Annotated in this window: 19 protein-coding genes; 16 read left to right on the top strand and 3 right to left on the bottom strand. The window is 60.7% G+C overall.

From position 1 onward, the window contains the following. Positions 1-51: 51 nt before the first annotated feature. Positions 52-537: an Lrp/AsnC family transcriptional regulator gene (locus ACQ4MS_RS12740; RefSeq protein WP_431094973.1), complete on the bottom strand. Its 486-nt coding sequence runs from the start codon at positions 535-537 to the stop codon at positions 52-54. 133 nt (positions 538-670) lie between these two features. Here ACQ4MS_RS12740 and glmS point away from each other — a divergent pair, with 133 nt between their 5' ends. Next, positions 671-2,521 (top strand): glutamine--fructose-6-phosphate transaminase (isomerizing), encoded by a 1,851-nt coding sequence (gene glmS / locus ACQ4MS_RS12745; protein WP_431094974.1) that lies wholly within the window; start codon positions 671-673, stop codon positions 2,519-2,521. Between the two features lie 132 nt (positions 2,522-2,653). On the opposite strand, the gene ACQ4MS_RS12750 is transcribed toward glmS, so the two are convergent. Together ACQ4MS_RS12750 and ACQ4MS_RS12755 are read right to left on the bottom strand one after the other, a co-directional pair. Further along, complete coding sequence (locus ACQ4MS_RS12750) at positions 2,654-3,421, bottom strand: substrate binding domain-containing protein (protein ID WP_431094975.1); 768 nt, start codon at positions 3,419-3,421, stop codon at positions 2,654-2,656. A gap of 122 nt (positions 3,422-3,543) precedes the next feature. After that, complete coding sequence (locus tag ACQ4MS_RS12755; protein WP_431094976.1) at positions 3,544-3,789, bottom strand: hypothetical protein; 246 nt, start codon at positions 3,787-3,789, stop codon at positions 3,544-3,546. A gap of 531 nt (positions 3,790-4,320) precedes the next feature. On the opposite strand from ACQ4MS_RS12755, the gene tssC reads away from it, so the two are divergent. The 15 genes from tssC to tssA all read left to right on the top strand — a co-directional run bounded on the left by tssC (position 4,321) and on the right by tssA (position 26,241). Beyond that, the gene (gene tssC / locus ACQ4MS_RS12760) at positions 4,321-6,996 is read left to right on the top strand and encodes a type VI secretion system contractile sheath large subunit (RefSeq protein WP_431094977.1); all 2,676 of its coding nucleotides are present in this window, start codon (positions 4,321-4,323) and stop codon (positions 6,994-6,996) included. Positions 6,997-7,039: 43 nt separating this feature from the next. Then, positions 7,040-7,612, top strand: coding sequence for an Hcp family type VI secretion system effector (locus tag ACQ4MS_RS12765; RefSeq protein ID WP_348049164.1), 573 nt, complete (start codon positions 7,040-7,042; stop codon positions 7,610-7,612). A gap of 90 nt (positions 7,613-7,702) precedes the next feature. Continuing rightward, complete coding sequence (locus tag ACQ4MS_RS12770) at positions 7,703-8,086, top strand: GPW/gp25 family protein (protein ID WP_431094978.1); 384 nt, start codon at positions 7,703-7,705, stop codon at positions 8,084-8,086. A gap of 13 nt (positions 8,087-8,099) precedes the next feature. Then, positions 8,100-9,911: a type VI secretion system baseplate subunit TssF gene (gene tssF, locus ACQ4MS_RS12775; protein WP_431094979.1), complete on the top strand. Its 1,812-nt coding sequence runs from the start codon at positions 8,100-8,102 to the stop codon at positions 9,909-9,911. After that, entirely contained in the window at positions 9,875-11,071 is a 1,197-nt protein-coding gene (gene tssG / locus ACQ4MS_RS12780; RefSeq protein WP_431094980.1) for a type VI secretion system baseplate subunit TssG, read from the top strand. The genes tssF and tssG overlap by 37 nt, the downstream gene beginning before the upstream one ends. Beyond that, a complete protein-coding gene (locus ACQ4MS_RS12785; protein WP_431094982.1) occupies positions 11,068-13,710 on the top strand; it encodes a contractile injection system protein, VgrG/Pvc8 family in 2,643 nt (880 codons plus the stop codon). Before tssG ends, ACQ4MS_RS12785 begins: the two co-directional genes overlap by 4 nt. A 6-nt stretch (positions 13,711-13,716) precedes the next feature. After that, the gene (locus ACQ4MS_RS12790) at positions 13,717-16,347 is read left to right on the top strand and encodes a DUF2169 family type VI secretion system accessory protein (RefSeq protein ID WP_431094983.1); all 2,631 of its coding nucleotides are present in this window, start codon (positions 13,717-13,719) and stop codon (positions 16,345-16,347) included. A gap of 53 nt (positions 16,348-16,400) precedes the next feature. Continuing rightward, positions 16,401-17,438: a pentapeptide repeat-containing protein gene (locus ACQ4MS_RS12795; protein WP_431099586.1), complete on the top strand. Its 1,038-nt coding sequence runs from the start codon at positions 16,401-16,403 to the stop codon at positions 17,436-17,438. Then, the gene (locus ACQ4MS_RS12800; RefSeq protein ID WP_431094984.1) at positions 17,435-18,013 is read left to right on the top strand and encodes a DUF3540 domain-containing protein; all 579 of its coding nucleotides are present in this window, start codon (positions 17,435-17,437) and stop codon (positions 18,011-18,013) included. Before ACQ4MS_RS12795 ends, ACQ4MS_RS12800 begins: the two co-directional genes overlap by 4 nt. Before the next feature lie 3 nt (positions 18,014-18,016). Beyond that, complete coding sequence (locus ACQ4MS_RS12805; RefSeq protein ID WP_348049148.1) at positions 18,017-18,415, top strand: DUF4150 domain-containing protein; 399 nt, start codon at positions 18,017-18,019, stop codon at positions 18,413-18,415. Continuing rightward, positions 18,412-18,888: a hypothetical protein gene (locus ACQ4MS_RS12810; protein ID WP_431094986.1), complete on the top strand. Its 477-nt coding sequence runs from the start codon at positions 18,412-18,414 to the stop codon at positions 18,886-18,888. Before ACQ4MS_RS12805 ends, ACQ4MS_RS12810 begins: the two co-directional genes overlap by 4 nt. An 11-nt stretch (positions 18,889-18,899) precedes the next feature. Beyond that, positions 18,900-20,372: a type VI secretion system baseplate subunit TssK gene (gene tssK / locus ACQ4MS_RS12815; RefSeq protein WP_431094987.1), complete on the top strand. Its 1,473-nt coding sequence runs from the start codon at positions 18,900-18,902 to the stop codon at positions 20,370-20,372. 11 nt (positions 20,373-20,383) lie between these two features. Then, positions 20,384-21,136: a DotU family type IV/VI secretion system protein gene (locus ACQ4MS_RS12820; RefSeq protein WP_431094989.1), complete on the top strand. Its 753-nt coding sequence runs from the start codon at positions 20,384-20,386 to the stop codon at positions 21,134-21,136. A gap of 1 nt (position 21,137) precedes the next feature. Further along, positions 21,138-25,097, top strand: coding sequence for a type VI secretion system protein (locus ACQ4MS_RS12825; protein ID WP_431094991.1), 3,960 nt, complete (start codon positions 21,138-21,140; stop codon positions 25,095-25,097). 7 nt (positions 25,098-25,104) lie between these two features. Continuing rightward, entirely contained in the window at positions 25,105-26,241 is a 1,137-nt protein-coding gene (tssA, locus tag ACQ4MS_RS12830; protein ID WP_431094992.1) for a type VI secretion system protein TssA, read from the top strand.

Below are 26,241 nucleotides of genomic sequence, written 5' to 3' on the forward strand. Positions count from 1 at the left end.
CCGCTACCTGACTCAGGCTGCTATTGTTTTGATAGCTGCTTGCGCCGGTTTTTATTGGGCTAACAGCACTTTTGGTTCAAATTTTGCGCGCTTGGTACTGAAAAATGCCTTCACATTGCGCACATTCGCGTCACTGGTAAAAAGCCGTTGCGCCAGCGCAAGGTAGCGCGGCATGTCCGCCACATGCACCACCAGCATGAAGTCCGGCCCCGGTGAAACGCGGTAGCACTGCTGCACCGCGCCGTCCTGCACCACGCGTGCCTCAAATGCCTCCTGCTGCTCGGCCCCCTGGCGGTCCAGCGTGATTTCGACCAGGGCCGTCAGCCCGTGGCCGGTGATGGCGGCCAGCTTGTCGGGGCTGAGCAGGGCGACTTCACGTTCCACCAGCCCGGCATCGCGCAGGCGTTTCACGCGGCGCAAGCAGGTTGGCGGCGAGATATGGACGCGTTCGGCCAAGGCTTGGTTGCTCAGCGATGCATCGGTTTGCAGGCTGTCCAGCAGCCTCACGTCGATGTCATCAATGGATATTTGTTCCATTAAATTACTATAAATGAAATTTAATTCAATTACCCGGTATGGGTGAAATTAAATTCCATTTAATAGGAAAAATAGATCGCATACGAAAACCGTAAATACGTAGCATCACCGCATTGATCTTCAGGAGACCTCCATGTGCGGCATCGTTGCTTCCGTTTCGACACGAAATATCGTTCCCATCCTGGTGCAGGGTTTGCAGCGCCTCGAATACCGCGGTTATGACTCCTGCGGCGTCGCCGTCTACGCTGGCGGCCTGAAGCGTGCGCGCAGCACGTCTCGCGTCGCCGAACTGCAGGAGCAGGTGAGCGCCGACAAGCTCGAAGGCGGCACTGGCATTGCCCACACCCGCTGGGCCACCCATGGCGCGCCGGCGGTTCACAACGCGCACCCGCATTTCAGCCACGGAAGCGGCGAAGGTGCCACGGCGCGCGCCGGCAAGGTTGCATTGGTGCACAACGGCATTATTGAAAACTACGAAGAGCTGCGCGCCGGCCTCAAAGCCAAGGGCTATGTCTTCGACAGCCAGACCGACACCGAAGTCATCGTGCATTTGATGGACAGCCTGTATGACGGCGATTTGTTTGAGGCACTCAAGGCCACTGTCGCGCAACTGCACGGTGCCTACGCGATTGCCGCGTTTTGCAAAGACGAGCCGCACCGCGTCGTCGGTGCGCGCGCCGGCTCGCCGCTGATCCTGGGCGTGGGCAAAGACAAGACCGAGAACTTTCTGGCCAGCGACGCCATGGCCCTCGCCGGCGTGACGGACCAAATCGTCTACCTCGAAGAAGGCGACATGGTGGACATCCAGCTTGGCAAATACTGGGTGCTCAACAAAGAGGGCAAGGCCGCCCAGCGCGAAGTCAAAACCGTGCACGCCCACAGCGGCGCTGCAGAGCTGGGCCCGTATCGCCACTACATGCAAAAGGAAATCTTCGAGCAGCCGCGCGCCATCGCCGACACGCTCGAAGGTGTCGAAGGCATCGTTCCCGAACTCTTCGGCGACGAAGCTTTCCGCGTCTTCAAGGAGATCGACTCGGTACTCATCCTGGCGTGCGGCACCAGCTACTACAGCGGCTGCGCCGCCAAGTACTGGCTCGAGTCAATTGCCGGCATCCCCACGCAGGTCGAAGTGGCCAGCGAATACCGCTACCGCAGCTCGGTGCCCAACCCGAAATCGCTCGTCGTCACCATCACCCAGAGCGGTGAAACCGCCGACACGCTGGCCGCGCTGCGCCATGCGCAAAGCCTGGGCATGACGCAAACCCTCACCATCTGCAACGTGTCAACGTCCGCCATGGTGCGCGAATGCAAGCTCGCGTACATCACACGCGCCGGCGTTGAAATTGGTGTGGCATCCACCAAAGCCTTCACCACCCAGCTCGCAGGGCTCTTCCTGCTCACGCTGGCCCTGGCCCAAAGCAAGGGCAAGCTCAGCGACGAAGAAGAAGCCGGTCACCTCAAAGCCATGCGCCACTTGCCCGCCTCTCTGCAGGCCGTACTGGCGCTCGAACCGCAAGTCATCAGTTGGGCCGAAGACTTCGCCAAGATGGAAAACGCACTTTTCCTCGGCCGCGGCCTGCATTACCCCATCGCCCTCGAAGGCGCACTCAAGCTCAAAGAAATCAGCTACATCCACGCCGAGGCCTACCCCGCAGGCGAACTCAAACACGGCCCCCTGGCCCTGGTCACTAGCGCCATGCCCGTCGTCACCGTCGCCCCCAACGACACGCTGCTCGAAAAGCTCAAAAGCAATATGCAGGAAGTCCGTGCCCGCGGCGGCGTCCTCTACGTATTGGCAGACGCTGACAGCCACATCGAAAGCGGCGAAGGCCTGCACGTCATCCGCATGCCCGAACACTACGGCGCGCTCAGCCCGCTGCTGCACGTGGTGCCGCTGCAGTTGCTGGCGTATCACACGGCCGTGGCGCGGGGGACGGATGTGGATAAACCCCGCAACTTGGCAAAGTCTGTGACCGTCGAATGACGGTCACAGGTGCGCGCTAGCGCACTGCGGGGTTTGGTGGACGCTCACTTCGCGACGCGAAGTTATGCGGCCACACAAACCAAGAAACCTGGCTAAATCCGTCACCGTAGAGTGATGAATTGGAATATTGCCCTATTGCTCACCCCAGTTCTCCGCGATCATTGCCTGGCTCAAAGTGGCAATGAAGGCTTTCCCAGCCAGGCTGAGTTGGCGACGCGAGGAGTACAGCACATAAATCGACGTTGGCGCCGGCGCCCAACCTGCAGTGACGATGCGTAAATCTTCAGCCTCGACATGTGGCCGGCACATGAGCCAGGGTAGCCGCGCAATACCCAGACCAGCCAGTGCAGCCTTGAGCACAGCGATCAGGCTGTCACCACCGAATTGCACTGGCAAATGCACGTTCACCGATTCCCCGTCCGGGCCGTTGAGTTGCCAGCTTGCCCAGGCGTCGCGGGAGTTCCAGCCAATGGCGGGCTTGCCCCTTAGCTCCTGCGGCGTCATGGGCCAGGCGCTAGCTTCCATCAGCGAGGGCGCGGCGACCAACACATACGAAAGCTGAACCAGGCGCCGGGCGATGAGGTCGGAATCGGGCAAGCTCTGGTTGCTTGGATGTATTACCAAATCGTAAGGGTCGCAGCGGGGGGCATCGGTTCCATGGGTGGTCGTCAAATGCATTTGCACGCGCGGATGTGCGCGTGCAAATGCCACCGCTACATCGGCCACCAAGGCAGACGATAAAGCGATGGGGCAAGCCACGCGCAAGGGGCCGGAAGGCGTGGTGGCACTGTCCAGTGCAGCTGTTATCGCGGTTTGGGTCTCGGCCCGAATTTGCTGACCGTGCTGCAGCAAACGGCTGCCGATTTCAGTGACAGCGAAAGTGCGTGAATTGCGCGTCAACAAACAAACGCCTAACAGCGCTTCCAGTGAAGAACCGCGGAATCAAGACAGCGAGGCCGACGTGTAAACGCCTGCTGGGGTTGCGCGCAGCGAATGCCTCGCAGGCCGCGGCCGTGGGCCAGCTACTCAGCGCGACTCGACGCTTTCCTCATCATCCAGAGTTCCTGAGTGTCCAACGCGACGCGCTCCATTACCCCCTCTCTCTCGAGTCTTTCCAGCGCCTCCAGTGTCGTGGCTTCCGGGGGAATGGGCTCTTCCCAACTGATCCAAAAAGCGTGGATTCCCTTGACCGTATCAACTGAATGCGGGGCACTTTTCAGTTTTCGTTGAATACAGAGAACGGCGAAATTGACCAGTTGTTTATTCATCGAGCATGTTTTTTCTTATTGGAATGCTGTTGCCTGTCATAGGTACGTGCCAAGGCGCTACTGCCTGCTGCAATGGTTCCAGAGCGCTTGCCCCCGGCTTCTTTGCAGTAGACGGCAACTTCATGATTGTTGCGATCACTTAAACCTAGTCATTTTCTTTGGAAACTAATAAATCGCAATAGTCATTGCGTACTTTAGGTTTCTGCGCGATTCCGCAGGGGGACATATCTGCACCATTTCATGGATAAATTTGTCCTCTGGCCGCATAGGCGAAAGCAAATGCAGGATCACTTCGACCAGCGTGGCTTTCCGGCTTTCCAGATGCTTGTTCAATTGCCAAAAGAGCAGTGCAAATTAGTCCCCCCCGTGTCTTCGGGAGAGAAAAATATCCATATAAATCATTGAGTTAAGGAATTCCTGAGACTGGCATGCTGCTTGCGAAAACTGAGCGGGAGAAATTCCGCCCGCAGCCCTCGTGGTTTGGCGAGCGTTTCTGCAAGTGCGTGCGGTATTGACTATGAGAGGCTAAAAATGGCTGAAAGTGTTCAAAAATGGCTGGAGCGTAATCGTCCGCCCCGGGTGAAGATCACCTACGAGGTGGAGACGGGTGGCGCCATCGAAAAGCAGGAACTCCCCTTCATTGTTGGCGTGTTCGCTGACCTGGCCGGTGATCGCGATCCCGATGTGGAGTTTCTGCCCTACAAGCAGCGGCAGATGGTGCCCATTGACCGAGACCTTTTCAATGACGTCATGAAGACGCAGTTGCCGCGGGTCGCTCTGGGCCACGTTCCGCGTATCCCGTCGCCGCCGGGCGCAATGCAGATCGGGGCCGTTGAGTCCGCCAACCTGTCTGGTGACATTACTTTCAGTTCACTGGATGCGTTTGACCCGATCGCTGTCGTGCGCGCCATTCCGGAACTTAACAAGCTTTACCGTGTGCGCAGCAACATCCGCATGCTGCAGTCACGTGCGGAATCGAGTGACCGCCTGAACGATCAACTGAATCTTTTGATCGCCAAAACGCCAGAAGGCCAGATAAGGCGGGCACAACTTCAGGTGCTCGCCGGGCCGGACTACCGCAACAGCGTCGTCAAAACCGACATGGACAAGGCGCCAGGCGAACTCAAAAAGGCCACATCTTCTTTGTACGACCTGGCCATGGTGATGGGCAAGGCCGATCAGGCAGCCAAGCTCAAGGCTGCCACCGACTGGGGATATGAGACCGTCAACAGCGTGGGCGCGGACGGTAAGCCAGTGGTTGACGCCGATGCAACCCTGGCGCCGCTGCGCAGGCTGCTTGGAGTGTTTGCGACCGCCGACACGCCAGAGAATCTGCAGACGGTGTCGGCCCAGCTGCAGCAACTTACGCAGTGGGATGCCAGCCTGTCCTCCAAAATCCAGCTGGAGCGCAATGCGATCGCCAGCAAGCTCGGGGCCGACCCCACCGTGGCCTCGACGCAGACCAAGCTCGCTGCAGACGCCGCAGCGCTATTGGCAGCGCTGGTATCCAAGGATGGCCAAATTGATGCCGAAGCGAAAAGGGCCGCTCTGGCTGTGCTCGGCATGCAGCAGACCGACGACAGCGATTCGATTGCGATGCCGGCCGACGCCGCACAGGTGCGCACAGTAGCCGAGCAAAAGCATGACGCGGTCAATCGCAGGGTGGCCAACAACATGCTGCTGATTCTCAGCGGTGCTACCGACACGCCTGACCCGAAGGCAAAGCCGGTGCCTCCGACAAAAAAACAAGCCAAGCAGAGCATTGATGCGGTCTTTTCCCTCATGGATGCGGCCGGCCTGAAAACCGACGAGGGCAGGCAGAAATTCCTCGGCCCGATCGGTTTCTTTGCGACCGACGTGCTGGCGCGGCTCGATGCTCCAGGTTCCACCTATGCGCCGGTCGCCGCGATAACCGCGATTGACTCGCACATCTCCGACATCGACGGCTGGCTGAGCAGGCAATTGAGCGTGATCATGCACGCGCCGAAGTTCCAGGAGGTTGAAGCAACCTGGCGCGGCTTGCACTATTTCGTGTCAAACACCGAAACCGGGAAGATGCTCAAGCTAAGTGTCTTCAACGCCACCAGGGACGAGCTGCTCGACGACATGGAGAAGGCGGTCGATAAGGACCAAAGCAAACTCTTCAGAATGATTTACGAAGACCAGTACGGCACCTTCGGTGGCTTGCCGTACAGCCTTCTGATTGGCGGCTATGAGGTGGGGCGTAGCGCCAAGGATATCGAATTCCTGCGCAAGATTGCGGAAGTCGCGGCCTCCGCCCATGCGCCGTACATCACCGCGGCCTCGGCGTCACTGTTCGGGCTCGACAGCTTTCGCGACCTCGCCAAGCCGCGCGACCTGGAAAAGATCTTTGAAAGCATCGAGCTGGCCGGCTGGCAGGAATTCCGCGAAAGTGAGGACTCCCGCTATGTGACGCTGGTGATGCCGCATGTGCTGTTGCGCCTGCCTTACGGCAAGAACAGCTGGCCGGTTGACGGCATGGACTTCGAGGAGACCGTCGGACCTTCCAGCAGTTCACCCGACAGTGGCAGTTTCCTGTGGGGTAATGCGGCCTACATGCTGGCCCAGCGCGTGACCAACGCGTTCTCCAAGTACAACTGGACGGCAGCAATACGCGGGGTTGAAGGGGGAGGGTTGGTTGAGGATCTGCCGACCTACAGCTACCGCACTGACTCCGGGGCCGAGGAGTTATTTTGTCCAACGGAAGTATCCATCACCGACCGGCGTGAAAAGGAGCTTAACGATCTGGGCTTCATCTCGCTATGTCATTGCAAGGGAAAGGGACAAGCTGCATTCTTTGGCGGACAGACCAGCAACCAGCCAAAGAAGTATTTTTCCGACAGCGCCAATGCTAACGCGCAGATTTCAGCGCTGCTGCCCTACATGCTCGCGGCCTCGCGCTTCGCTCATTACATCAAGGTCATCATGCGCGCCAAGATAGGCAGCTTCCTGACGCGGGGCAATGTAGAGGCCTACCTCAATACCTGGATATCCAACTATGTGCTGCTCGATGAGAACGCCTCTCAGGATGCGAAGGCGAGTTTTCCCCTGAGCCAGGCGAACGTGATCGTGAAGGACGTGCCGGGTGCCGTGGGTTCTTACAACGCGGTGGTCTTCCTCAGGCCGCACTTCCAGCTTGAGGAATTGACGACCTCGATCCGCCTTGTGGCGAATCTGCCGAAGTGACGCATTCACTTGCCATCCAACATAGACCAACGAAAGACAAGCCATGGATCTGATACTGCTACAACCCGGCGACACTTCTGTGTTTCCCACAACAAGCAATGACTGGGCCACGGGCGGCAGCCTGATTTCGACCGGCGCTGACTGGACCGCCAACGAGGAACTCAAGCTCGGCCAATGCATCGAACTGGTGTCAGTTCACCAAGGTATGAAGCAGCAGGTGACGACCGACGTCAGCAATTCGGCGCGAACCTCTGGCAGGCCGGTGATCACGGAGTTCACCTGCGTCAAATATGTCGACAAGACTTCGGTCAAGCTCTACGACTTCTGTTTGCGCGCTAAGTCGCTGGGCGACAAAGCCAAGCCATCGTACATCTACATCCTGCGCAACTCCGGGGACAAGGTCGGCAACATCATCACCTTCATGCTGCGTGATGCGCTTATCAGCGAAATTCAATTCCAGTCACATCCTGACGACATGCCGACCGAGCAGTTCAAGCTTAATTTCACCGAGATCGTCTGGACCTACGCTGTACAGACGCCGGATATGCAGGTCAAGGGCAACGTCACTGCCGGCTGGAGTCTGGCGCAGAACAGGCCTTTGACGGCGTTCACTTGAGCCTCGTTGCGGCCCTCGCTCGGGCTGCAAAATTTCGTTGTTTTTGAGATGGCGTGCCGTTATTGCGGCGCGCCGGCCAAGGGGATAAACATGCAGTTCTTGCTTGAGCGCCTGGAGTTTGCAGGTGCGGCACCGGCGCAAAGCGGTCAGGGCTTCAATCTGCGCGATGCCGTGCGACTGCAGATTCAGCGCCTGGTCAGCTCGCACGTCTGGGCTGGTTCGACCGGTCTGGAACTCATGCGCATCGGCCTGCCTTCCCTGACCGGCGCTGGATATGCCCAGAAAGATGATATACAGCGCTATTCGCTGGGCATCCGCGACATGATCGTGCGTCACGAGCCCCGGCTGACGGGCGTACGTGTGACTGTGGAGGAAACGCGAAGTTCCGTCATGCCTTTCCAGGTAGTCGTCACAGGCAAGCTCGCCGACCAACCGCTGACCGAGACCTTCAGCTTCGGGTTGCCTCGCCGTTAGGCGCTTCCAGACCATGCAAGTCTACGGAACTCAACTCAAGGACTACTACCAGCGCGAACTGGCGGGGCTGCGCAACGACGCTGCCGCATTTGCGCAGGCCTATCCGACAGAGGCGCAGGCGCTCAAACTCGATCGCACCGGCTCGCGTGACCCCCATGTGGAAATGCTGCTGCAGTCCTTTGCTTTCCTGACGGGCCGTGTGCAGTATGAGTCTGAAGTCAGCAAGGCGCTGATCCCGAACGTACTCCTCGGTTACCTTTATCCGCACCTGGCGGCACCTGTGCCGCCCATGTTGGTTGCTCAGGTCCGCGTCAAGCCGGACGATGCGGCCGGCGCGGTTCTGGAGCGCGGGCGGCAGGCCAGTGTGACGGCTGAGGACGGCCGGGGCCGGAAAAGCGTCTGCCGCTTTACGACAACCTGCGACTTGCCTTTGGTGCCGTTGGGTATTGTCGACATCGAAATGCTGCAGGCGGGAGACTTTCCGGTCGGGTTGAGCGACGAACGTTGCCTGTCGGTGCTGCGTGTGCGGGTGCGCAGCCTGGGTATCGACCCGGTTAAGGCGCTCAAGAAAACCCGCTTGCGCTTTTACATCGACACCAGCCAAAAAGATGCCTGGTATTTGCAGGAGATGCTGGGCCTGCACCTGCACGCCGTCGATATCGCCCAGATTGGTGGCGAGCCATTGCCAGGCGCAAGCCAGAGCGCAGTTCACTGGCTCGGGTTTGGCGACGACGAGGCCGCGCTCCCGGCCCGAAACAACATGCATCCCGGACACCGGCTTCTCCAGGAGTACTTCTCCTTTCCGGAAAAGTTCATGTTTTTTGAAACCGGCGAGTTTGACTTCGCCCCGTTTGAGAATAGTTTTGACTTGTTGTTCCAGTTTGACGTGGCTTCCCACAAGGATCGGCAGCTCTCGTCACGCTCGCTCAAGCTCAACTGCGTACCGATGGTAAACCTCTATCGCCAGCGCATGGAGCCCCTGGCACTTGACCACACGCAGTACGAATACCAGCTAACTGCAGACGTGCAGAACCGCCAGAACTGCGAGATTTACAGCATTGAGGAACTGGTTTCCATTAGCGCCGACGGCAGTCAACGCAAGCTGACGCCCTACTTCGAACTTGGGAACGCCCAGACGCGTGGCACCGATGACTATTTCTACGTGATGCGGCGCGAGGAAAACCAGCTCGGCGGCATCGCCGGTACCGAGGTATTCATATCTTTTCTTGATGTCCGGCAGCAGATGGCGCTGCCGCCGGCGGAAGTTGTTGGCGGGCGGGCGCTTTGCACCAATCGCAAGCAGGCAGAACAACTGCTGGTCAAGCAACCCCTGCAGCTCGAAGGGGCGGGGCCGATCACGGTACTCGAAGTGGTAAGCCGGCCTTCGCGCCATATCACCCCCGCACTGATAGGGCGACGCCCCTGGTCGCTGGTGTCCCAGCTCGGCATGAGCCACTTGTCGATGGCGGAAGGGCCTCAGGCGCTCGCGGCATTCAAAAGCATGCTGCGCGACCATATCGACCCCCTTCAGACACAGGCTTTTCGGAGCATTGAAGGAATTCAGGCCCTGCAATGTCGGCCCGGCATGCGCTACACGATACGCGATGGGGTGCGGGGTTATGTGCAATGTCTCTATATCACCCTCACACTGAATCGGAAACAGTTCGAGTCGACCAGCATGCTGTTATTCGCGTCGGTACTGCGCTACTTTCTTGCGCTCTACTCGACAGTCAACAACATGGTCTGCGTAAGCCTGGAAACCACTGACGAGAAAGGAGTACTCAAAAGATGGCCACCAATGGTTGGGGCCCAGATCGTTCTTTGAGCCGCCGGCTCGAGCAGCGTTTTGGGGAGTTCAATTTTCTGCAGATGATCCGTCTATGGCTGCGTCAGCCTGATGATCATGCCGGCGGGTCAGGCCAGACCGTGCGTTTTGAGGCTGACCTTGATGCGGGCTTTCCCGCGCGCGCTGCGAGTGCTGTGCGGGTGCAGGCCATTGCAGCCGCGTCGTCTGCGGTTCCGGCGCTGATTGAAGCCGAAGGTGATCTGCATGACCGGCCACAAATGCTGGCGATCACTACCCCGGACTTCTGTGTTGGCAGTGCACTCGGTCCCTTGCCCGAACCTTTTCTCGAGTGGATGCGCGAGCTGGATCGCGCAGGAAAGTCCGCGACGCGCGCATTTCTCGACATTTTCAATAACCGGCTCAATCTGCTGCGTTATGAAACCCGTGCTGGCTTTGAGCCAGGGCTGAACAACGAGCTGCCTGAGCGGAGCCAGCTCGCTGAATACCTTGGTGCGCTGATGGGGGTGGACAATGCCGAGCAGGCCGGACAAATTCCGATGCCCCAGCGCCAGTGGCTCGGCATCGGAGACCTGCTGGCGAACGGCCGGCGGTCGGCCGCCGGGCTGGTTCAGGTGATCTCGGTGCAGCTTGGATTTCCGGTCAGGTTACAGCCACTGGTGGGCGCATGGCGGGCAATCGATCCGGACGATCAGCACCGCCTGGGCCGCAGCGGCCACCGGCTTGGCGTCGACATGCTGCTGGGTCGCAGCACCTGGGATCAGCAGTCGCGCATCCGGCTGACCGCAGGCCCTGTCGCTTATTCCCGACTGGAGGCACTGCTGCCACCGTTGAAAAAAAACACGGAACCAAAACGCTCGCTGCGCCAATGGCAACGCCTGCAGCGCCAGGTCGATATCGGCGGTGAAGCGCCTGCCGAGCATAGCTCGTATGAGGAACTGCAAGGATTGCTGCGGTTGATGCTTGACCGTCGCCACGATGCCGAGATCGAACTTTCGGTGCTTGCCGCAGAAGTGCCGCTGGCGCGACTGGTATCGACTCAGGCCTCCGGCTTCTCCGGTATGCGCCTGGGTTTTAACGCATGGCTGAAGTCACGGCCGACGGATAGCGCCGCTGGCATTTCGGGTGTGTGCGTGGCGCGCTTTCTGGTCCCTGCCTATGAGTCGGGAGCCATGACGTGAACGACCGCGTCGCTGGCATGACGACCGCACTGGCTTCGCTGTCGCCAGCGCCGGTGGTCTACCTGCATGTTGCGCTGTTCCTGGAGGCGGGCGCCATCCTGGGTGACGGTAGCTTCCGGCTGGTGAGTTTTAAAGGGCAGGAAAGCATTTCCGACCATTTTGAGTATGAACTGGAGTTGCACGGAAACTCCGACCCCGAGAGTGGCCTTGAGCTGGCCTTTGATGACCTGCTCGGGCGACCGGTCACCGTGGGGGTTCACTACCCGGTGTTGGATGACCAGCAGCAGCCGACGCGCGAAGAAGCCAACGAATGGTTTGACCAGGCCGTACACGGCCAGGACGAAGGCGCGCGGTTGTCCCTGTTCAATGGCATCGTTGCTTCCTTCTCTATGGAGCAACCCGGGGTCTATCGCGCGACGATGAGGCCAGCGCTCTGGAAGCTTACGCTTACGAACAACTACTGCATCCATCGCCAGCTGAATGTGCGCGATGCTATTGCGGGCGTCCTGCGCAAGCACAACGTCGATTTTTCGGTCGCGGCGCTGGTCGGCTCAGGCAACCTGGCAGTCGCGAGGCAGCAGGACTGGCTGCAGGCCGGTGAAACCGACTACGAGTTCGTGCGGCGGCTCATGTCGAAAGCACACATTTATTATTTTTACGTGAGCACTGGCACCAGTCATACAGTGGTGTTCGCCAACCGGCCTGTTTATCCGGAAGCCCTGCCGGATGGAAAGCCGCTACGCTACTGCGGTACCCAGGAAGATACTCTCGGTCTGGCTCAGCCCGACATGATCGGCGACTACCGGTTTCAGCAGAGCCTTGCCAGCAGCGCGGTGGCCTCGGTGTTCACGCGCGAGGAGGCTGCCTGGGAGTCTGATGCTGTGGCCGGATTTCAGAGTTTTCATGCACAGACCAAGCCGGCGCCTGGCGCCTTGCCCTTCAACCAATACCAGATCTACCAATACGGCTGCAGCGACGTTGAGGTCGATCACTATGCCCGTGCAACGCAGGACACCCTGGATACGGGTAGCCGGCAATTCAGTGGTTCGAGCTATTGCCCCTATCTGCATTGCGGCCACCGCTTCTCGGTGACGCAGGAAGTGCGTTCAGGGCAATGGCCGCCGCAGGTCAGACCTCAGCTGGAGGGAATGAGCTTTGTTGCGACGCAGGTCCAGCATGAGGCCACGCTCGACGGCAGCTATAGCAACAGGTTCCAGGCGACAGACGCCCAGGGATTGGTTACGCCATTCTCCATCCAGGAGACCCAGCAAGGCAGCGTGCTCGCCAGTGTCGTCTCGGGGGGAAGCCAGGGTGTCGCACCGGTGGGTTGGCGTTATATGCAGAAGGACAACTTTGACCCGGAGACGAGCCGCGTTGTCGACAGCGAGGGCATTGCCCCGGTGCTTGAGGCGCAAGGTGTCTATGTGCGGTTCTCGACAAGCCAGGACATCTTTTCACCAGACGGTGCTGACCCGGCGGAGCCGGTCTGGGTCAAGCTGGCGGCGCACATGCAGACCGTGCCGGAGATCGGCGCGACCGTCATCATTACGCGCGCGCAAGACCAGTCCGAGCTGCCTGAAATCCAGAGCATCATCCAGGCGAACGGAACCAAGGTCATCATGCCGTCGGGCTGGACGGCCAATACCAACGTTGGCAGCAGCTATTCGACGGCGTATGGCGACGGCAAGAGCATCCGCTTTGGCTTGCGCTCCGATGCTGACCTGGACAACGCGGTTGCCATTGTCAGCCAGCAATACGACAGTGGCAAGTTCCGCGAATCGTCGTATTCGCAGGGTGCCACCTATGGCTATTCGACGTCAGAGGACGGCGCGAACGGCCTGCTGAGTCAGTCAGATTCCTTCGGTTCGACCCACAGCACCCATAAGGGTGCGGAAAGCTGGAGCAGCACCGAGTTCGGCACGACCACCAACCACTCGCTGGTGACCGGCAGCGCCACCAACACCAGCAAGACCGAAGGCACGCTCAGCAACACGACCTCGCAAAATCTCGTGTTCAATACAACTACCACTGCCAGCCAGATCAGCGAGTCGTTCACGGTCAGCAGCGTCAACCTCGACGTGACCGGCCAGCACTTCTCAACCTCGGCGGTCGGCATGGCTGTCAGCGCAAGCGCGACCGGGGTGCGGCTGTCGGGCTCAATGGAGGGAATGAGTAGCAGCAGCAGCATGGTTGGCCTCAGCGATAGTGACTCGGTCGTAGGCATGAGCATGCAGACCAGCGCGACCGGTTCGAGCAGCAACGTTGCGGTGACACTTGCGTCGGATCATGTTTCGATGACGCTGGTCGATACAGGCACCAATCTGGTTGGTGTCAGCAGCAGCACCTCCATGACGGGTGCCAGTACGGCGATGAACCTGGTTGGCGCTCACAACGAGGTCAGCCTGACCGGTCTGTCCAGCCGGGTCAGCCTCACGGGCCAGAGCAACAGTGTTTCTGTCCTGGGGTCGAGCACTGACATCTCGCTGTCGGGCGACACCACGGCGATCTCGATGAAAGGCGCATCAACCTCCATTGAAATGACCGGGGCCGGCATCCTGGTGCAGCTTACGGCGTTGCAGGCGTCGATGCAGATCACGGGCTTGAGCCTGACGATCACCGAGCTGAAGATCTATCTCTAGGCCGCCATGAAGATCATCAAGCCCTTGAGCCTAGGCCTGCTCTACAAGACATACCGGCAATCCGGCGTAAACCGGCTGGTGGTGACGGCACTGGGGTTCTTTCCGCTGGGTGAAGCCAGCCCGCAGCGCTTTCTGATGGAAGGCCCGCAATGGGCACGGGCACTGGCTGCATTGCCGCCGGGACAGGCGCTGGACGAAGCGATGCCCAAGGCCGGGGCCGAAGCCCTGGTGCTGGGGCGCGCGTGCGCGCCGGGAAACCGTCCGGTGACGCGCATGGAAGCGCGGCTGCAGGTCGGCCCCATCGACAAGCGTCTGGCGGTTTTTGGCGACAGGCAGTGGCGCTATGGCGTATTGCCGCTCTTTGGCATCTCGCAGCCTGCGGAATTTGTACATATGCCGCTTGATTTCGCACATGCCTTCGGTGGTCCGGGCTGTGAAGCCAATCCGGTCGGCTGCGGCTATGACGGCAACCGGCTCGCCGCAATGGCCGGTGCGAACGAAGGGGCGATGCCGAATATCGAGTATGCCGTTCAGCCTGTTGACTGCCATGGACGCCACTATCCTCCTGCCGGACTTGGCCCCATGCCTATCGATTGGATGCCTCGCAAGCGCTATGCCGGTACTTACGATGAACGCTGGCTGCGCGAGGACTACCCCGGTTTGCCGCGGGATCTTGACTGGCGGCTCTATAACCAGGCAGCCACCGACCAGCGCATCGCGAATTCGTTCGTGGGCGGCGAGGCCTACCTGTTACAGGGAATGCATCCTCAGATTGAGACCATCCGAGGTGTACTGCCTGAGCAGCGTGTCAAGGCTTTCGCGCTCAAAAGGGACGCTTCTCCCGCTTCGCTGGCTGAAATCGGGCTGCGCATGGACACGGTCTGGTTCCTGCCCGAGCAGCAACTCGGTATTGCGGCCTGGCGAGGCGAGATACAGATCACCGACAGTGATGCACTGGACATCGGGGTATTGATGCTGGCTTACGAAGGCGCTACCGAGGCGCCCCGTACCTTGAGCTATTACGCAGAAGTACTCACGCTGCGCCTGGACCCCAAGACTGCACCGTTGCATGCGCTCAACGAGTCGCAGCTAGCGCCGTCGCTCGATCCAATCGATCCCGCGCTGGCCGTCGCCGAAGCCGAAGCGGCATTGAAAAAACGCCAGGATGTGCTTGACGAAGTGACGCGCGAATTTTGGCAGCAAAGCGGCATGACGCCGCCTGTGGGCTACGAACCGCCAAAAGTCGGGCCGCCCCTGCTTCAAACACCGTCGGCGAAAGCCTTGGCCGATGGCGACATGGACTTGACAGACCTCATGCATAGCGTCGAAAAGCTGGTGGCCAGTACCCGCGAAAATGCGGCCGCACAGCAAGCTGCATTTACTCACCAGTTAGCAGAGCTGCAGGTGCTGACGGGGCAGGCGGGGCAGACGGATGCGCCCGCTGGGGAGGGAAAAACCGTTCCGGAGCCCGGACCGCCCTGGACGGAAGTGTTGCAACGCGCCGATGGCTCGGCGACGCAAGAGGCACTGGCGCCTCTCGCGCTGGCCGCGACGCCATCCCAACATGCCGACCTTATGGCTGCCGCGCAACTCAAAAACAAAGCCCGCCATGCGTCCCCCATCCCGCTATCACCCGCGCAGGCATTGTCGCGCGCTGTTGCGTCACTGTTGGGGGCGCAGGTGCTGGCCTGGGCGAAGGCCGGAGAAAATCTTGCCGGCCGCGACCTTGCCGGCGCGGACCTGCGCGGTGCCGTACTTGCGGGCCTTGACCTTGGCGGATGCATGCTGGAGTACGCCGACCTCAGCGGTGCGGACCTGCGCGGCTGCAACCTGCGCCGCGCGGTGCTGACTCAGGCCCGGCTCAATGGCGCGCTACTTGATGAGGCCAACCTTGATGAGGCCAATCTCTGCAGCAGCGATGCACGCGGCGCGAGTTTTCGCGGGGCCAGTCTTTGTTCGGTCCGTGCTTCCAGGGCGAACTGGATGCAAGCTGACGGCCATGGTTGCGACCTGTCAGCCGCTCAGCTCGACGATGCAGATCTTTGCGGTGCGAGCTTTGATGACGCGAAACTGAATACAACAATTTTGAACCAGGCCAAACTGGCCGGAAGCAGCTGGTGCGGTGCTTCGTTCAACAAATGCGTAGCCTGGAAGTTGCAGGCCCAAGGCGCCGATTTTTCGGGCTCGCAATGGCAAAGAAGTGCGCTGATCGGTTCCGACCTGTCGGCCAGTAAATGGAGAGAGGCCCGACTGGTCCAGGTCCAGGGAAATGACAGTGACTGGCGTGGCGCCGACCTGTCCGGATTGCGTGCTGAACGCGGAAGCTGGACGCAAAGCCAGTTGCAGGGTGCGCGGCTCGACGGCGCTTTCATCATGGCGTGTGATATGAGTCGGGCCGACCTCAGCGCCGCCAGCCTTGACGGTGCCTGCCTGCCGCGCACGCTCATGATGAAGGCTCAACTGCCCGGTGTGAGTGCGGTGGGCGCCGATTTTTACCAGGCGTTGTTGCGAAAGGCTGACTTTGGAAAGGCCGATCTTCGCGAAGCCAGCTTGTATGAAGCCGAACTCACCGAGGTCTGCCTGGTTGATGCGGACACACGCGGCGTACGCCTGGATGCGCGCAGGAGGCTCGCATGAGCAGAACTTACAGCCAGGCCTCCGCCCAGGATTGGGCCGAGATTCAGCGCTTGGTGCGGCTTGGCCGTCCGGTGCGCGGCCAGATGCTGGCTGGGCTTGATGCAAGTGGCCACGACTTCACCGGTGCGGTTTTCAGCGGCTGCCAGCTGGCGGGTTCGTATTGGGCCGGAGCCCAGCTGGAGGGCGCGTCCTTTATTGACTGCGAACTCGATGCGGCCGTTTTTTGCGATGCCGGGTTGCGCCGCACCGCTTTTTGCCAGAGCCGCCTGGCCGGCAGCGATTGGCGTGGTACGGCCGGCACAATGCTCGCCTTCAGTCAGTGTGACCTCCGCCAAAGCCGTTGGGACGGTGCCAACCTGGAGAAATCCATGTTGACGAAGTGCGATATCGGTGGCTCTTTTTGGATTGGGGCGCGCTTGCTGCGCAGCGCGTTTGCAGATTGCCAGTGGAGCGCCAGTGACTGGCAGGATGCCGAATTGCAGCAGGTAAGCCTGAACGAGGCACAACTGCAGGAAGCCAGGCTCTCTGGCATGCGTGCCAGCACCAGCCTGTTTATTAAAGCCAGCTTCGCCGGGCAAAAACTGGCCGGCGCCAGCTTGCTGCGCTGCACTTTGCAGGGTGCCGATTTTTCAGGTGCTGATCTGAGCCGCGCCAGCATCCGTGAATCGAATTGCTCCGAAGCCTGCTTCAGCGCAACTTTGATGAGCGGTATCGACGCGACGCGCTGCCAGTTCCTAAAGGCGAAATTTGACCGGGTAAACCTTGACGGCGCCCAACTCGAGGGTGCGGTATTGCAAAAAGCCCAGCTCAAGGAGGTTTCGCTGCGCGGAGCCGGATTGGTGAAAACGATCTGGGATCACAGCAGGCATGACAGCGTCGTTTTCGCGGGATCGGACTTGCAGTTTGCCCAGTTCGCGCATGCGAACGGCCGGGCAATGGATTTCCGGTACTGCAAGCTAGATCGTACGAGTTTCCATTGTGCGGTCTGGACTGGTGCCGATTTCACGGGTGCCAACGTGGCCGCCGCCCTGGGGACCCAGGAGGCGCGCGCCGCCGCCGAAAAACGTTCACTTGAGATGGAAGCAGCATGAAACAGGCGACACAACGACTTGACCTTCCCGCACATGCCGAAACCATGCAGTGTTGGGGAGAGGCGAGCATAGGCCGGTCGCTCGGACAAGCTCAATGGCGGCTGACAGACGGGCGGCTTGCGTTGCAAGCGGTTTCCTGCCTGCTCACGCCGCTGCCTGGTGACACGGTTGCCGTGCTGCAAAGTGCTTCGGGCTTGTTTGTGACGCATATTTTGCTGCGCCCACAGCCGGCCTCGGACACGCCGGGTGCAGGCCGTGCTGAGATTTCCGTGCCGGGTGCGGAGCTTATGGCGATCACCCAACCTGCTTTTGAGCTGGCCTGCACCCGCCAAATTGCACTGCGCTGTCTTGGTGACGTCGAGTTGACGTCGGCCAGCGGCTCTGTCAGCGTCAACGCAAGGGATTTCCTGGCGTCCGCCAGTGAGACCATGGTGCAGTCGGCGCGCCATCTCGTGACGCGTGTCGAGCACGGGATCATGCAGGCCTCGGCGCTGCTGCGGCTCCATGGCCGGCAGGCGTTGGTCACGGCCGAGGAAGACATCAAACTCGATGCCGAGCGCATCAGCCTGGGATGAACCATGTTCGCCAACACGAACCTCTGCGTCATCAATTTCGCGTTTCCCGACGTCTGCCTGGTGCCCACGCCGGTAGGGCCGGTGCCTATTCCGTTTCCCAATATCGTCATCACAATCTCGCACATTCCTTCGCAGGCCTGCGTGATCATCGGCGGCGGACTCGCCGAAAACCTGGTGACACAGGGCACGTTGAGCAACGGCGACGAGCCTGGCGTCAACCTGGGTGTGGTTTCGGGCATGGAAATTGGACCGGACCGATACCTCATGGGTAGCTTTAAGGTCGCCATGGGCGGCGTGTTCGCGACGCGGCTGACCAGTGTGGTCGGGCAGAACGGCATGATAGGCAACGCAATCGGAATGTCGATTACGCCCTCGCAGGTATGTGTGATGGTGTTGGGATGATCATGCGCGCCGCCAAGTTCCTTTCCGGCACGGCAGCGTTGCTGTTGGTTTCGGGTTGCGGCTTTATCAGCTATGCGCTGGACTACAGCCCCACCACATCGCTAAAGACACTGAACATCGTCGCCGAACTCGATGCCAATCAGAATATGGGAACCGAGGTTGACCTGGTGTTTGTCTTCGACAAGAACGCGGTGGCCGTCTTGCCGAAGACCTCACCCGACTGGTTTGCCAACCGCGACGCGCTGCAAGCCGGTCTGGCCAGCGGTATCGCAGTGCTTGGCGTGCAGGTTGTACCTGGCAGCACGGTCACCAACCTGCCCCTGCCCAGCGGTTACGGCAAGGCCGTCTATGTCTACAGCTACGCAAGCTACGTGAGCGCCGGCGGTCAGGCTGTCGCCAACATCACTGCCTACAAATGCGCATTGATCACCCTGCGCAGCACGCAGATCAGCTACACGAGCTGCCTTCCATGATTGGAGAACCCATGCCTGAAACCATTTCGGCGCCCAAAACCGCGCAGCCTGCAGCGAAGCTGTTCTCCGCTGCGGCGGGTCCCGCCTTGCCCGACAGTGTCCAGTGGATAGAAGGGATGTTGCTGTCACCCCAGCATTTCCAGCAGAGCGATGTCTACTGGCAGGAGCAGTTGAGGTACCGGCTGTCGTGCGTCGCGCCGGACTTCTGGGGGTTGAGCCTGCTGCAGCTGGATATGGTGAAGCTCAAGGCCGGCATCGTCGCAATCAAACGGCTTGAATGCATCATGCCCGACGGGACGCCAGTTGTTTTCCCCGGTTCGTATACCGGAAAAGCGCTCGAACTTGATGTCACCGCGCAGTTGCAGCGAACCCCGGATGGGGTACGGCTATCGCTGATCATGCCTGTGCGGGGCAACGCCTCCAATCACTGGAATACGACCCCAGCACGCAATGAGGTTGTGCACGGCCTGGTATCGCTTGATGAAAACACCTTGACCGGATCGGTGCCGGTCGACCGCCTGCGGCCGGCCATTTCGCTGTCGGCTGAAGTTGCTGCGCCGGCCGGTTATGAGGTTTGTCCCCTGTTCGAGTTGTTTCGGCGCGAAGAAAACAGGCACGTCGAATTCAAGCCCTACCACCCACCCATGCTGTGCTGGCAGGCCGGCGACTTCCTCAAGGCAACAGGCTTGCGGCACCGGCTCCAGCTACTCAATGAAGCGCTGTGGCTCAAACTGCGCGAATTGGGCACCAACCGGGAAGGCGATGGTCCAGAGGATGATGAGTTGCAGGGTGCCCATTTCCGCAAGCACCTGGATATGGCCCGGCGGCTGGCTGCCGTGCTGCCACAGTTCAGCCTCATCGTGCAGCGCCCCGAGTCGAGCCCACGCGCGGTCTACGATAGCCTGGCGCTGCTGCTTGGCACGATGGCATCGTTCGGCGCCAATCCCATCCCGCCGGTGCTGGACGCTTATCAGCACGATGACTGCTCACCACAATTCCGGCGCGCGCTGGATTATGTGGTGCGCAAGCTCAGCTATATCAACACCAGTTTTGAGCTGCAGCCCTTTGAACGCCATGCCGACGGTACTTTTACACATGTGTTGCCTCCTGACGCGGGTGAACAAGTGCTTGTCGAACTCAGGCCGCAGGGCGGCCAGGGCCTGGGCGCCGATGGACGCGCGTCAATGGAACGCTGGCTGCTTGACGCTTGTATCGCGAGCGAGGCGCTGCTGCCCGCGGCAACCCGGCTACGCGTGACGGCAAGGCCACACCTTTTGACCGCCGAGGAACTGGCGAAGCGCAACCTTCGCTCGGGCGCAGCCTTGTTTGCAATCGACAACCAGGTGCTGCAGCTCAAGGAGGGCGAGACCAGACTGTTCGGCCCGGGGCAAAACCTCGTTATCAGCGGCGACAGGAAATCGCCGGGAACCGCGCCTGCGATGATTCTGCTTTATCGTGCGCGCGCCGCAGGTACGCGGACCTGAAAGACGCTGCCATGCAGCCCGCCGCCTTGCCCGAAATGCCCCTCCTGAGCTGCTTTGCGCAGTTCTATGAGGAGGTCGCGCGCGTGCGGCAGGAGAGCGAACGCGGGTCGTTGCAGGCCTACCTGGGAGTCTCCGCTGCGGCACCGGCCGAGCCGGCTGAACTCGCGGGCTGTGTGAGCCTGCGCCTTGCTGACCTGCTGGCTGGCCAGGCACGCGATATGCGTGCTACCGCGAGCGAGGCGCAGCAGCGCGCCTATGCGGCAGCCAGCTATGTGATGGTGGTGCTGGCTGACGAGATTTTCATCCTTGAGCTCCTGTGGCCGGCGCAGGATGCCTGGCTCGAAGTTCTGCTTGAGCACCGGCAGTTCGGGTCGCGCCAGGCTGGGCGCCGCTTCTTCGACATGGCGGAGCAGGTGCTGGCTGTAGTGTCCCGATCCAATCTGCATCGCGATCTCGCTGCCTGCTTTCTGCTCGCGCTGCAGCTCGGCTTCAAGGGAATGCACCGGGGCGCGCAGGGCCAGCTGTTCCTGGACACGCTGCGCCAGCGTCTTCACCGGTTCGTCAACGGCCGACAGGCAGAGCCTGACGGCAAGCTGTTTGTGCAAGCCTACGAACACACGGTCAGGTCGACTGCCGATGCGCGGGTCGCGCCCCTGCGCCCGTGGTTGCGCCTGGCGATGGGTTATGCAATTGGCTTTGGGCTGGCGTCCTCGGCGCTCTGGCTATGGCTGATCCAGCCGCTGGTCAAGGTTGCGGGTGTTTGAGATGAACAGCATCAGCAGTACCTGGTTTGGCGCGCTTGCTGTCATCGCGGCAATACTCGGCATTCTGGTGCTGTGGCTGATCGTGCGCTCGCGCCAGGCGAAGTTGATCGTGGCCACCGGTGCCATCAAGCCGGTTTTGGCTGCGAGTTTCTGGCGAGCACGCTGGCAGTTGTTCCTGGCCTGGTTGCGCGGGCTGCGTACTGTGCTATCCAAAACCGCACGGGAGCGCTACCGGCAAACATGGGTCATCGTGGTCGGGCAGGCCGGCGCCGGTAAAAGCAGCTTGATCGCTTCATTGCGCCAAGTCCAGCAACGGCCGGACGCGCAGGCGGCGATGATCGCCGGCGTGCCCCGCACAGCCTGGCACAGCCTGGCACAGGGTGAACTCATAGACCCGCAAGGCAAGCTCAGCGCTGCTGGTCAAACCGGGCCCGACACAGATTGGCAAGCCGTGCTGCGCGGGCTGGTCCACCTGCGGCCCGAACGTGCGCTTGACGGGGCACTGCTGGTGATTTCCTCCCGTAACTTGCTGGGAACGGGCCGTGAGAGTGTGCTTCAACTCGCGCTCGATGCACGGCGGCAGCTCGACGACCTGCGTTCTGCCACCAGCCTGGCCTTGCCGGTCTACGTGGTCGTCAGCCAATGCGACGCGGTCGATGGATTTTCTCCGTACTGGCGTCTGCAGGGGCGTTCCCAGAGGGAGGGAATGTTTGGCTGGTCAGCGCGCGACGGCTTGTTGCAGTCTGGCCCGGTCCAGTGGATTGATGAGGCATTTGTTGACATCGGCGAACGACTCAAGGAAATCCAGGTAGAGGCCGCCGCGGCGCAGGAGCAGATTGCCGACGCCGATGAATTTTTTCTGTTTCCGAGGCATTTCGAGCGCTTGCATGTGCCCTTGCGCGACTACCTCGCCGAGGTCTTTCACGACACGGCGACGACGCAGCCCGCACTGTGCCGAGGTGTCTATTTCACGGGTTGCATCGAGAACACAGTTGCGCCGGCAGGCATGCCGCGCGCCGATGTCTCGTTTGCCGAAGACGTCCTGACGAAAAAGGCGCTGGGGGAATGCGGGCTGTCACGCGCTACGCTGGCCTCATTCTGGTCGCGTGAACCGGGGCTGCTGCGGCTTCAGCAAGCCTGCATCGTGCTGGCCGGTTTGTTACTGTTGGCACTGGTGTTATCGGGCTGGCGGCTGCAGCGCCAGGTTGATGGTCTGGGCCGCAGCATCGCCGCGCTCTACCAGTCGCAGGCGTTGGCAGGTGCACAGGAGAGCTGCACTGGCCGCGCATTGATTGACGACGCACTGTCGCGGGCCTCGTCCCTCGATATCGACCTGGTGTTCGCGGCGATGCCGCTGTCCTGGGTCGATCGGCGTGCCAGCAACAACGCGGTGCAGGCCGTCTCCAGTACCGTGATGGCACGTACGGTGTTTCCGGCACTGGCTTGCGGCCTGCAGGCGCGGGTCGCGCGGCTCGACGCTGGCCTGGTCGCGGCGTCAGAGCCGGCGCTTGCCGGTATCGCAGTCAACAACTCGGCGTATGCCAAAACCCGCGCCAACCTGAAGGTGCTTGCGTTGGAAGTGAACAACCTGGAAGACAAGCTCCAGCGGTTCGCACGCCTGACTGCCATACCCGCCGAATCCACCGCCCGCAAGCTTGATGACCTCAACCTGATTTATCTCTACGTCTACGGAGCGGGCTTGCCGCCTGCTGCGGCGCGGCCCGGCGGCGTCATTGCCGCTTCGCTGGAGCAAGTTCCCTACAGCGGCGTGGTGAATGTGCCTGGGCGTTCGCGCGACAACTGGGCGCGCCAGCTGGCGAGTTCCAGCCGGCAGCTGCATGTCGATTTGCTTGCCGAGGCCTCGATGGGTCCCAGCCTCCTGGCCAAGGTTGATCCGGCAAAAGGGCCACTTGTTGAGAACACCCGGCGGTTCACCTCATGGTTGGTCTGGGTCGCCAAATCATGGGTGCCGTCGGACCCGAACAACAATCCCTGCGCAGCTGATGCAAAGGAACTGCGACAACTGCTATCTCCGCTCGTGACGCAGTACAGCTATCCGAAAGAACTGTTGGCAGGTGACGGTGGTTTTGATGAAGCAAGGTGCTACAACCCCGCCATGCAGATGCTGCGCGGCATGCAGCTTTCGCCCTACGGGCCTCTGCTCATCGCGCAAGGCCAGAGTCTGGTCATGAATCCGGCACTGTCGGCAGAGGTACGTGGCCTCGAAAGCCTGCTACAGCAGACTTTCATGCAGGTCAGGAACCCGCAGGCCTTTGCCTGTGTGAGTTCTGCACCGGGCTGGCGCCTGGCCGACCTCGGCCGGTCCATGAATTACGCCGCTGATTACCAGCGATTCGCAGCAGGCCAGGGACTGCCGCCTCTCGGTGCGCCAGCAACCAGCAAGCCGCTGTTCGACCGGCTCGCGAGGGCGCAGCTTGAGCAGGTCATGAACGACGCGATGCGCTCGGCGCAGTTGGCTGCAAATGAACTGTTCCTGTTTCAGGGACTTGACGCGGTCTCGGTGGCAGACCAGCAGCTTTTGCAGCAGAGTGGTGATTTTTCGCGTGCCCTGGACCCATTGATCGGCAACCTGCGGCTTTATACCCAGTTTGGCTTTACAGCGAGCGCAGGACGCGTTTCACAGTGTGCGCGGGACTTTTCGTCAGATGCTCTCGGCCGTATTTCCGGCCTTGTGAGCGGCAGCCGGCTTTATGACCCCGAGGCCGGTCCTGCCGACGGCCTGCTCGTGAACCTGGGCACCACGCCGGTGATACGTGATTATCTGGCGCGGCAGGTTGCCCGCGCGCAGGTGCTCTCCGGCTACGCTGATCCTTTTGTGAATCTGCTGCGCAACACGGACGGTGTCAACGACGCCCAGCGCGACAACGCGCAAACTTTGCCGTACTGGAGCAACACCATCAACGAGGTCACCAGCTATGTGCAATTCAAGGATCCCGGAAAGCAAGTCGGCGCACTTGATACGCTTTTCCTCAAGACGATTGCCGACCTCACCTATGCAAACTGCGGCAAGGTGCTTGCGGCCTACCAGCCAGCCGACTACGGCAACGACATGTTCTCGGAGCGGCGGCGCGACCTGATTGCACAACTGAACCTGCGCTGTGTCGACCGTCGCACCGAACAGGCAACCAGCGCCTACGATGCGCTGGCCAAACGCTTCAACAGCCGGCTCAAGGGGCGATTCCCGTTCGGCGAGACCAGCAGTCCGGATGCCTCGCTGGCTGAGGTGCAAGGCTTCTTCAGTGACTACGCGGCGCAACGCGACTCACTGCAACAGTCGCTCGCCAGTCTGGGCACTTCGACCTGGGCTGTCTCGGCGCACGGATTTCTCAAGGAGCTCGATGCGGCCGACCAGTTTCTCCGGCCAGGTTTGGGCATAGGCGCCGCGCCGCAACCGCTGAAGCTCGATATCACCTTCCGTGCACTGCCCAAGGAGTCTCCCGGCAGTGAGCAGGTCGTCAGCTGGGTTGTGAGCTCAGGTTCCCGAGTGGCGAGCTATCCGGGTGCAACCCCGCCAGCCGTGGACTGGAGCTACGGCCAGGTAATCGCGCTTGATCTGAATTGGGCCGAGCTGTCTGTCTGGCGGCCGGCCGCCTACCCGGCGCAAAACGGTTACCGGGCTGAAGGCAGCACGGCCTCGTTTACTGAAAGTGGCAACTGGGCGCTGCTACGCATGCTGCAACGCCATCAGCCCTCGCCACCGCGGCCGGCCGATCCCCTCAAACCGGGCAGAGCGTTGCTCGAATTCAGTGTGCCGATACAGCGCGTCACCCAGGCTACGCCCAGCACAACTCCGGCAGTCACGACTGGGCAGGCCACGTTCTACCTCGGCCTGGCCTTGTCGGGTACCGACCCGAAATCCCAGGCAAGCACAGGTCTCGCCTGGCCCGGACCTTTCCCCAAGTCTGCGCCGCAGCGGCAGGACATTTCCACGCAAAAGTGAGGAAACCATGAACACTGAATTGATGACCCGATCACAGCGCTACTTTGGTGAACGGCTTGGGTGCTCGTTCGAGAATCTGCTTGAGCCGATCGACGCGGGAAATCCCGCAGGCTATTCTGTCAAAGGCAATGGGGTCTACAACACCATTCAGAACGCCAGGCGCGAGGATGACGCGAGCTTGCCGTTGGGCCCATGGGAGCACAAGCTCAAGCGAGCTGACTGGCCGGTGGTCAGCCGCGTCGCAACCGAGGCCCTTTGCCGCAAGACCAAAGACCTGCAAGTTGCCGCTTGGCTGCTTGAAGCGGAGGTGAACCAGCATGGTTTTGCCGCGATCGCCCCAGGCCTGCTGCTGCTCGACGGTTTGCTGCGTGAGTACTGGGACGATCTTTACCCCCAGGACGCCGATTCCGGCGGAGAACACCGGGCCAATATCCTGCGCTCGCTCAACAATCGCTTGCCGTTTGTGCTCAAGCAGCTCGCCATGACCTCGACCGGCATGCATCGCAACCATAACCTGGCCGACTGGGAGGTTGCCATGCACCGTGAACGGCTGACGCCGGCCGCTGCAGCCGAAGCGAACAATGCTGATGAGGAAGAGCACGCCGATATCGGGACTATTGTTGCGGCGATGGCTGCAACGCCTCTGGCCTGGTACCAGGCGCTGCACCAGCAGCTGCAGGATGCGATGGCTTCGATGCAGCTTCTGAGGGACGGTATCGACAGTCATTTCGCGGTAGATGGGCCGAGTCTTTCGGCGCTGTCTGGTTTGCTGGAGCAGCTGCATGCATTGGCCGAATCCGAGTTGCAAAGGCGCGGAGTAACACCAGTTGGGGCGGCCTGCGACCCCCCAACCGAGATGGAAGCGGGTATCACTGTGGGAACCGATGAGATATTCACCCTTGACGGCCAGAAGTGGGCCGCAGATGACCGGCGCCAGGTCTATGCGAAGCTGGAGCAGCTGGTGGAGACGCTTTTGAAGCTTGACCCGCACAGTCCGGCGCCCTACCTGATACGCCGTGCAGTCGAATGGGGAAAACTCAACACCGCCGAGCTCTACAAGGAGGTATTTATCCGCCTTGGCGGCCAACTCAATATCTTCGAACTGGTTGGGCTTGAAACCCCCGCAGCGCGGGAGGAAACATGA

Source organism: Polaromonas aquatica (assembly GCF_050626995.1).
GTDB lineage: Bacteria > Pseudomonadota > Gammaproteobacteria > Burkholderiales > Burkholderiaceae_C > Polaromonas > Polaromonas aquatica_A.

What these genes read in the sequence shown, in the direction of transcription:
- ACQ4MS_RS12820 (WP_431094989.1), top strand. Translation starts at nt 20,384, where the DNA reads ATGCAGCCCGCCGCCTTGCCCGAAATGCCCCTCCTGAGCTGCTTTGCG.
- glmS (WP_431094974.1), top strand. Translation starts at nt 671, where the DNA reads ATGTGCGGCATCGTTGCTTCCGTTTCGACACGAAATATCGTTCCCATC.
- tssA (WP_431094992.1), top strand. Translation starts at nt 25,105, where the DNA reads ATGAACACTGAATTGATGACCCGATCACAGCGCTACTTTGGTGAACGG.
- tssG (WP_431094980.1), top strand. Translation starts at nt 9,875, where the DNA reads ATGGCCACCAATGGTTGGGGCCCAGATCGTTCTTTGAGCCGCCGGCTC.
- ACQ4MS_RS12770 (WP_431094978.1), top strand. Translation starts at nt 7,703, where the DNA reads ATGCAGTTCTTGCTTGAGCGCCTGGAGTTTGCAGGTGCGGCACCGGCG.
- tssK (WP_431094987.1), top strand. Translation starts at nt 18,900, where the DNA reads ATGCCTGAAACCATTTCGGCGCCCAAAACCGCGCAGCCTGCAGCGAAG.
- ACQ4MS_RS12805 (WP_348049148.1), top strand. Translation starts at nt 18,017, where the DNA reads ATGTTCGCCAACACGAACCTCTGCGTCATCAATTTCGCGTTTCCCGAC.
- ACQ4MS_RS12790 (WP_431094983.1), top strand. Translation starts at nt 13,717, where the DNA reads ATGAAGATCATCAAGCCCTTGAGCCTAGGCCTGCTCTACAAGACATAC.
- ACQ4MS_RS12765 (WP_348049164.1), top strand. Translation starts at nt 7,040, where the DNA reads ATGGATCTGATACTGCTACAACCCGGCGACACTTCTGTGTTTCCCACA.
- ACQ4MS_RS12740 (WP_431094973.1), bottom strand. Translation starts at nt 537, where the DNA reads ATGGAACAAATATCCATTGATGACATCGACGTGAGGCTGCTGGACAGC.
- ACQ4MS_RS12810 (WP_431094986.1), top strand. Translation starts at nt 18,412, where the DNA reads ATGATCATGCGCGCCGCCAAGTTCCTTTCCGGCACGGCAGCGTTGCTG.
- ACQ4MS_RS12755 (WP_431094976.1), bottom strand. Translation starts at nt 3,789, where the DNA reads ATGAATAAACAACTGGTCAATTTCGCCGTTCTCTGTATTCAACGAAAA.
- tssF (WP_431094979.1), top strand. Translation starts at nt 8,100, where the DNA reads ATGCAAGTCTACGGAACTCAACTCAAGGACTACTACCAGCGCGAACTG.
- ACQ4MS_RS12800 (WP_431094984.1), top strand. Translation starts at nt 17,435, where the DNA reads ATGAAACAGGCGACACAACGACTTGACCTTCCCGCACATGCCGAAACC.
- tssC (WP_431094977.1), top strand. Translation starts at nt 4,321, where the DNA reads ATGGCTGAAAGTGTTCAAAAATGGCTGGAGCGTAATCGTCCGCCCCGG.
- ACQ4MS_RS12825 (WP_431094991.1), top strand. Translation starts at nt 21,138, where the DNA reads ATGAACAGCATCAGCAGTACCTGGTTTGGCGCGCTTGCTGTCATCGCG.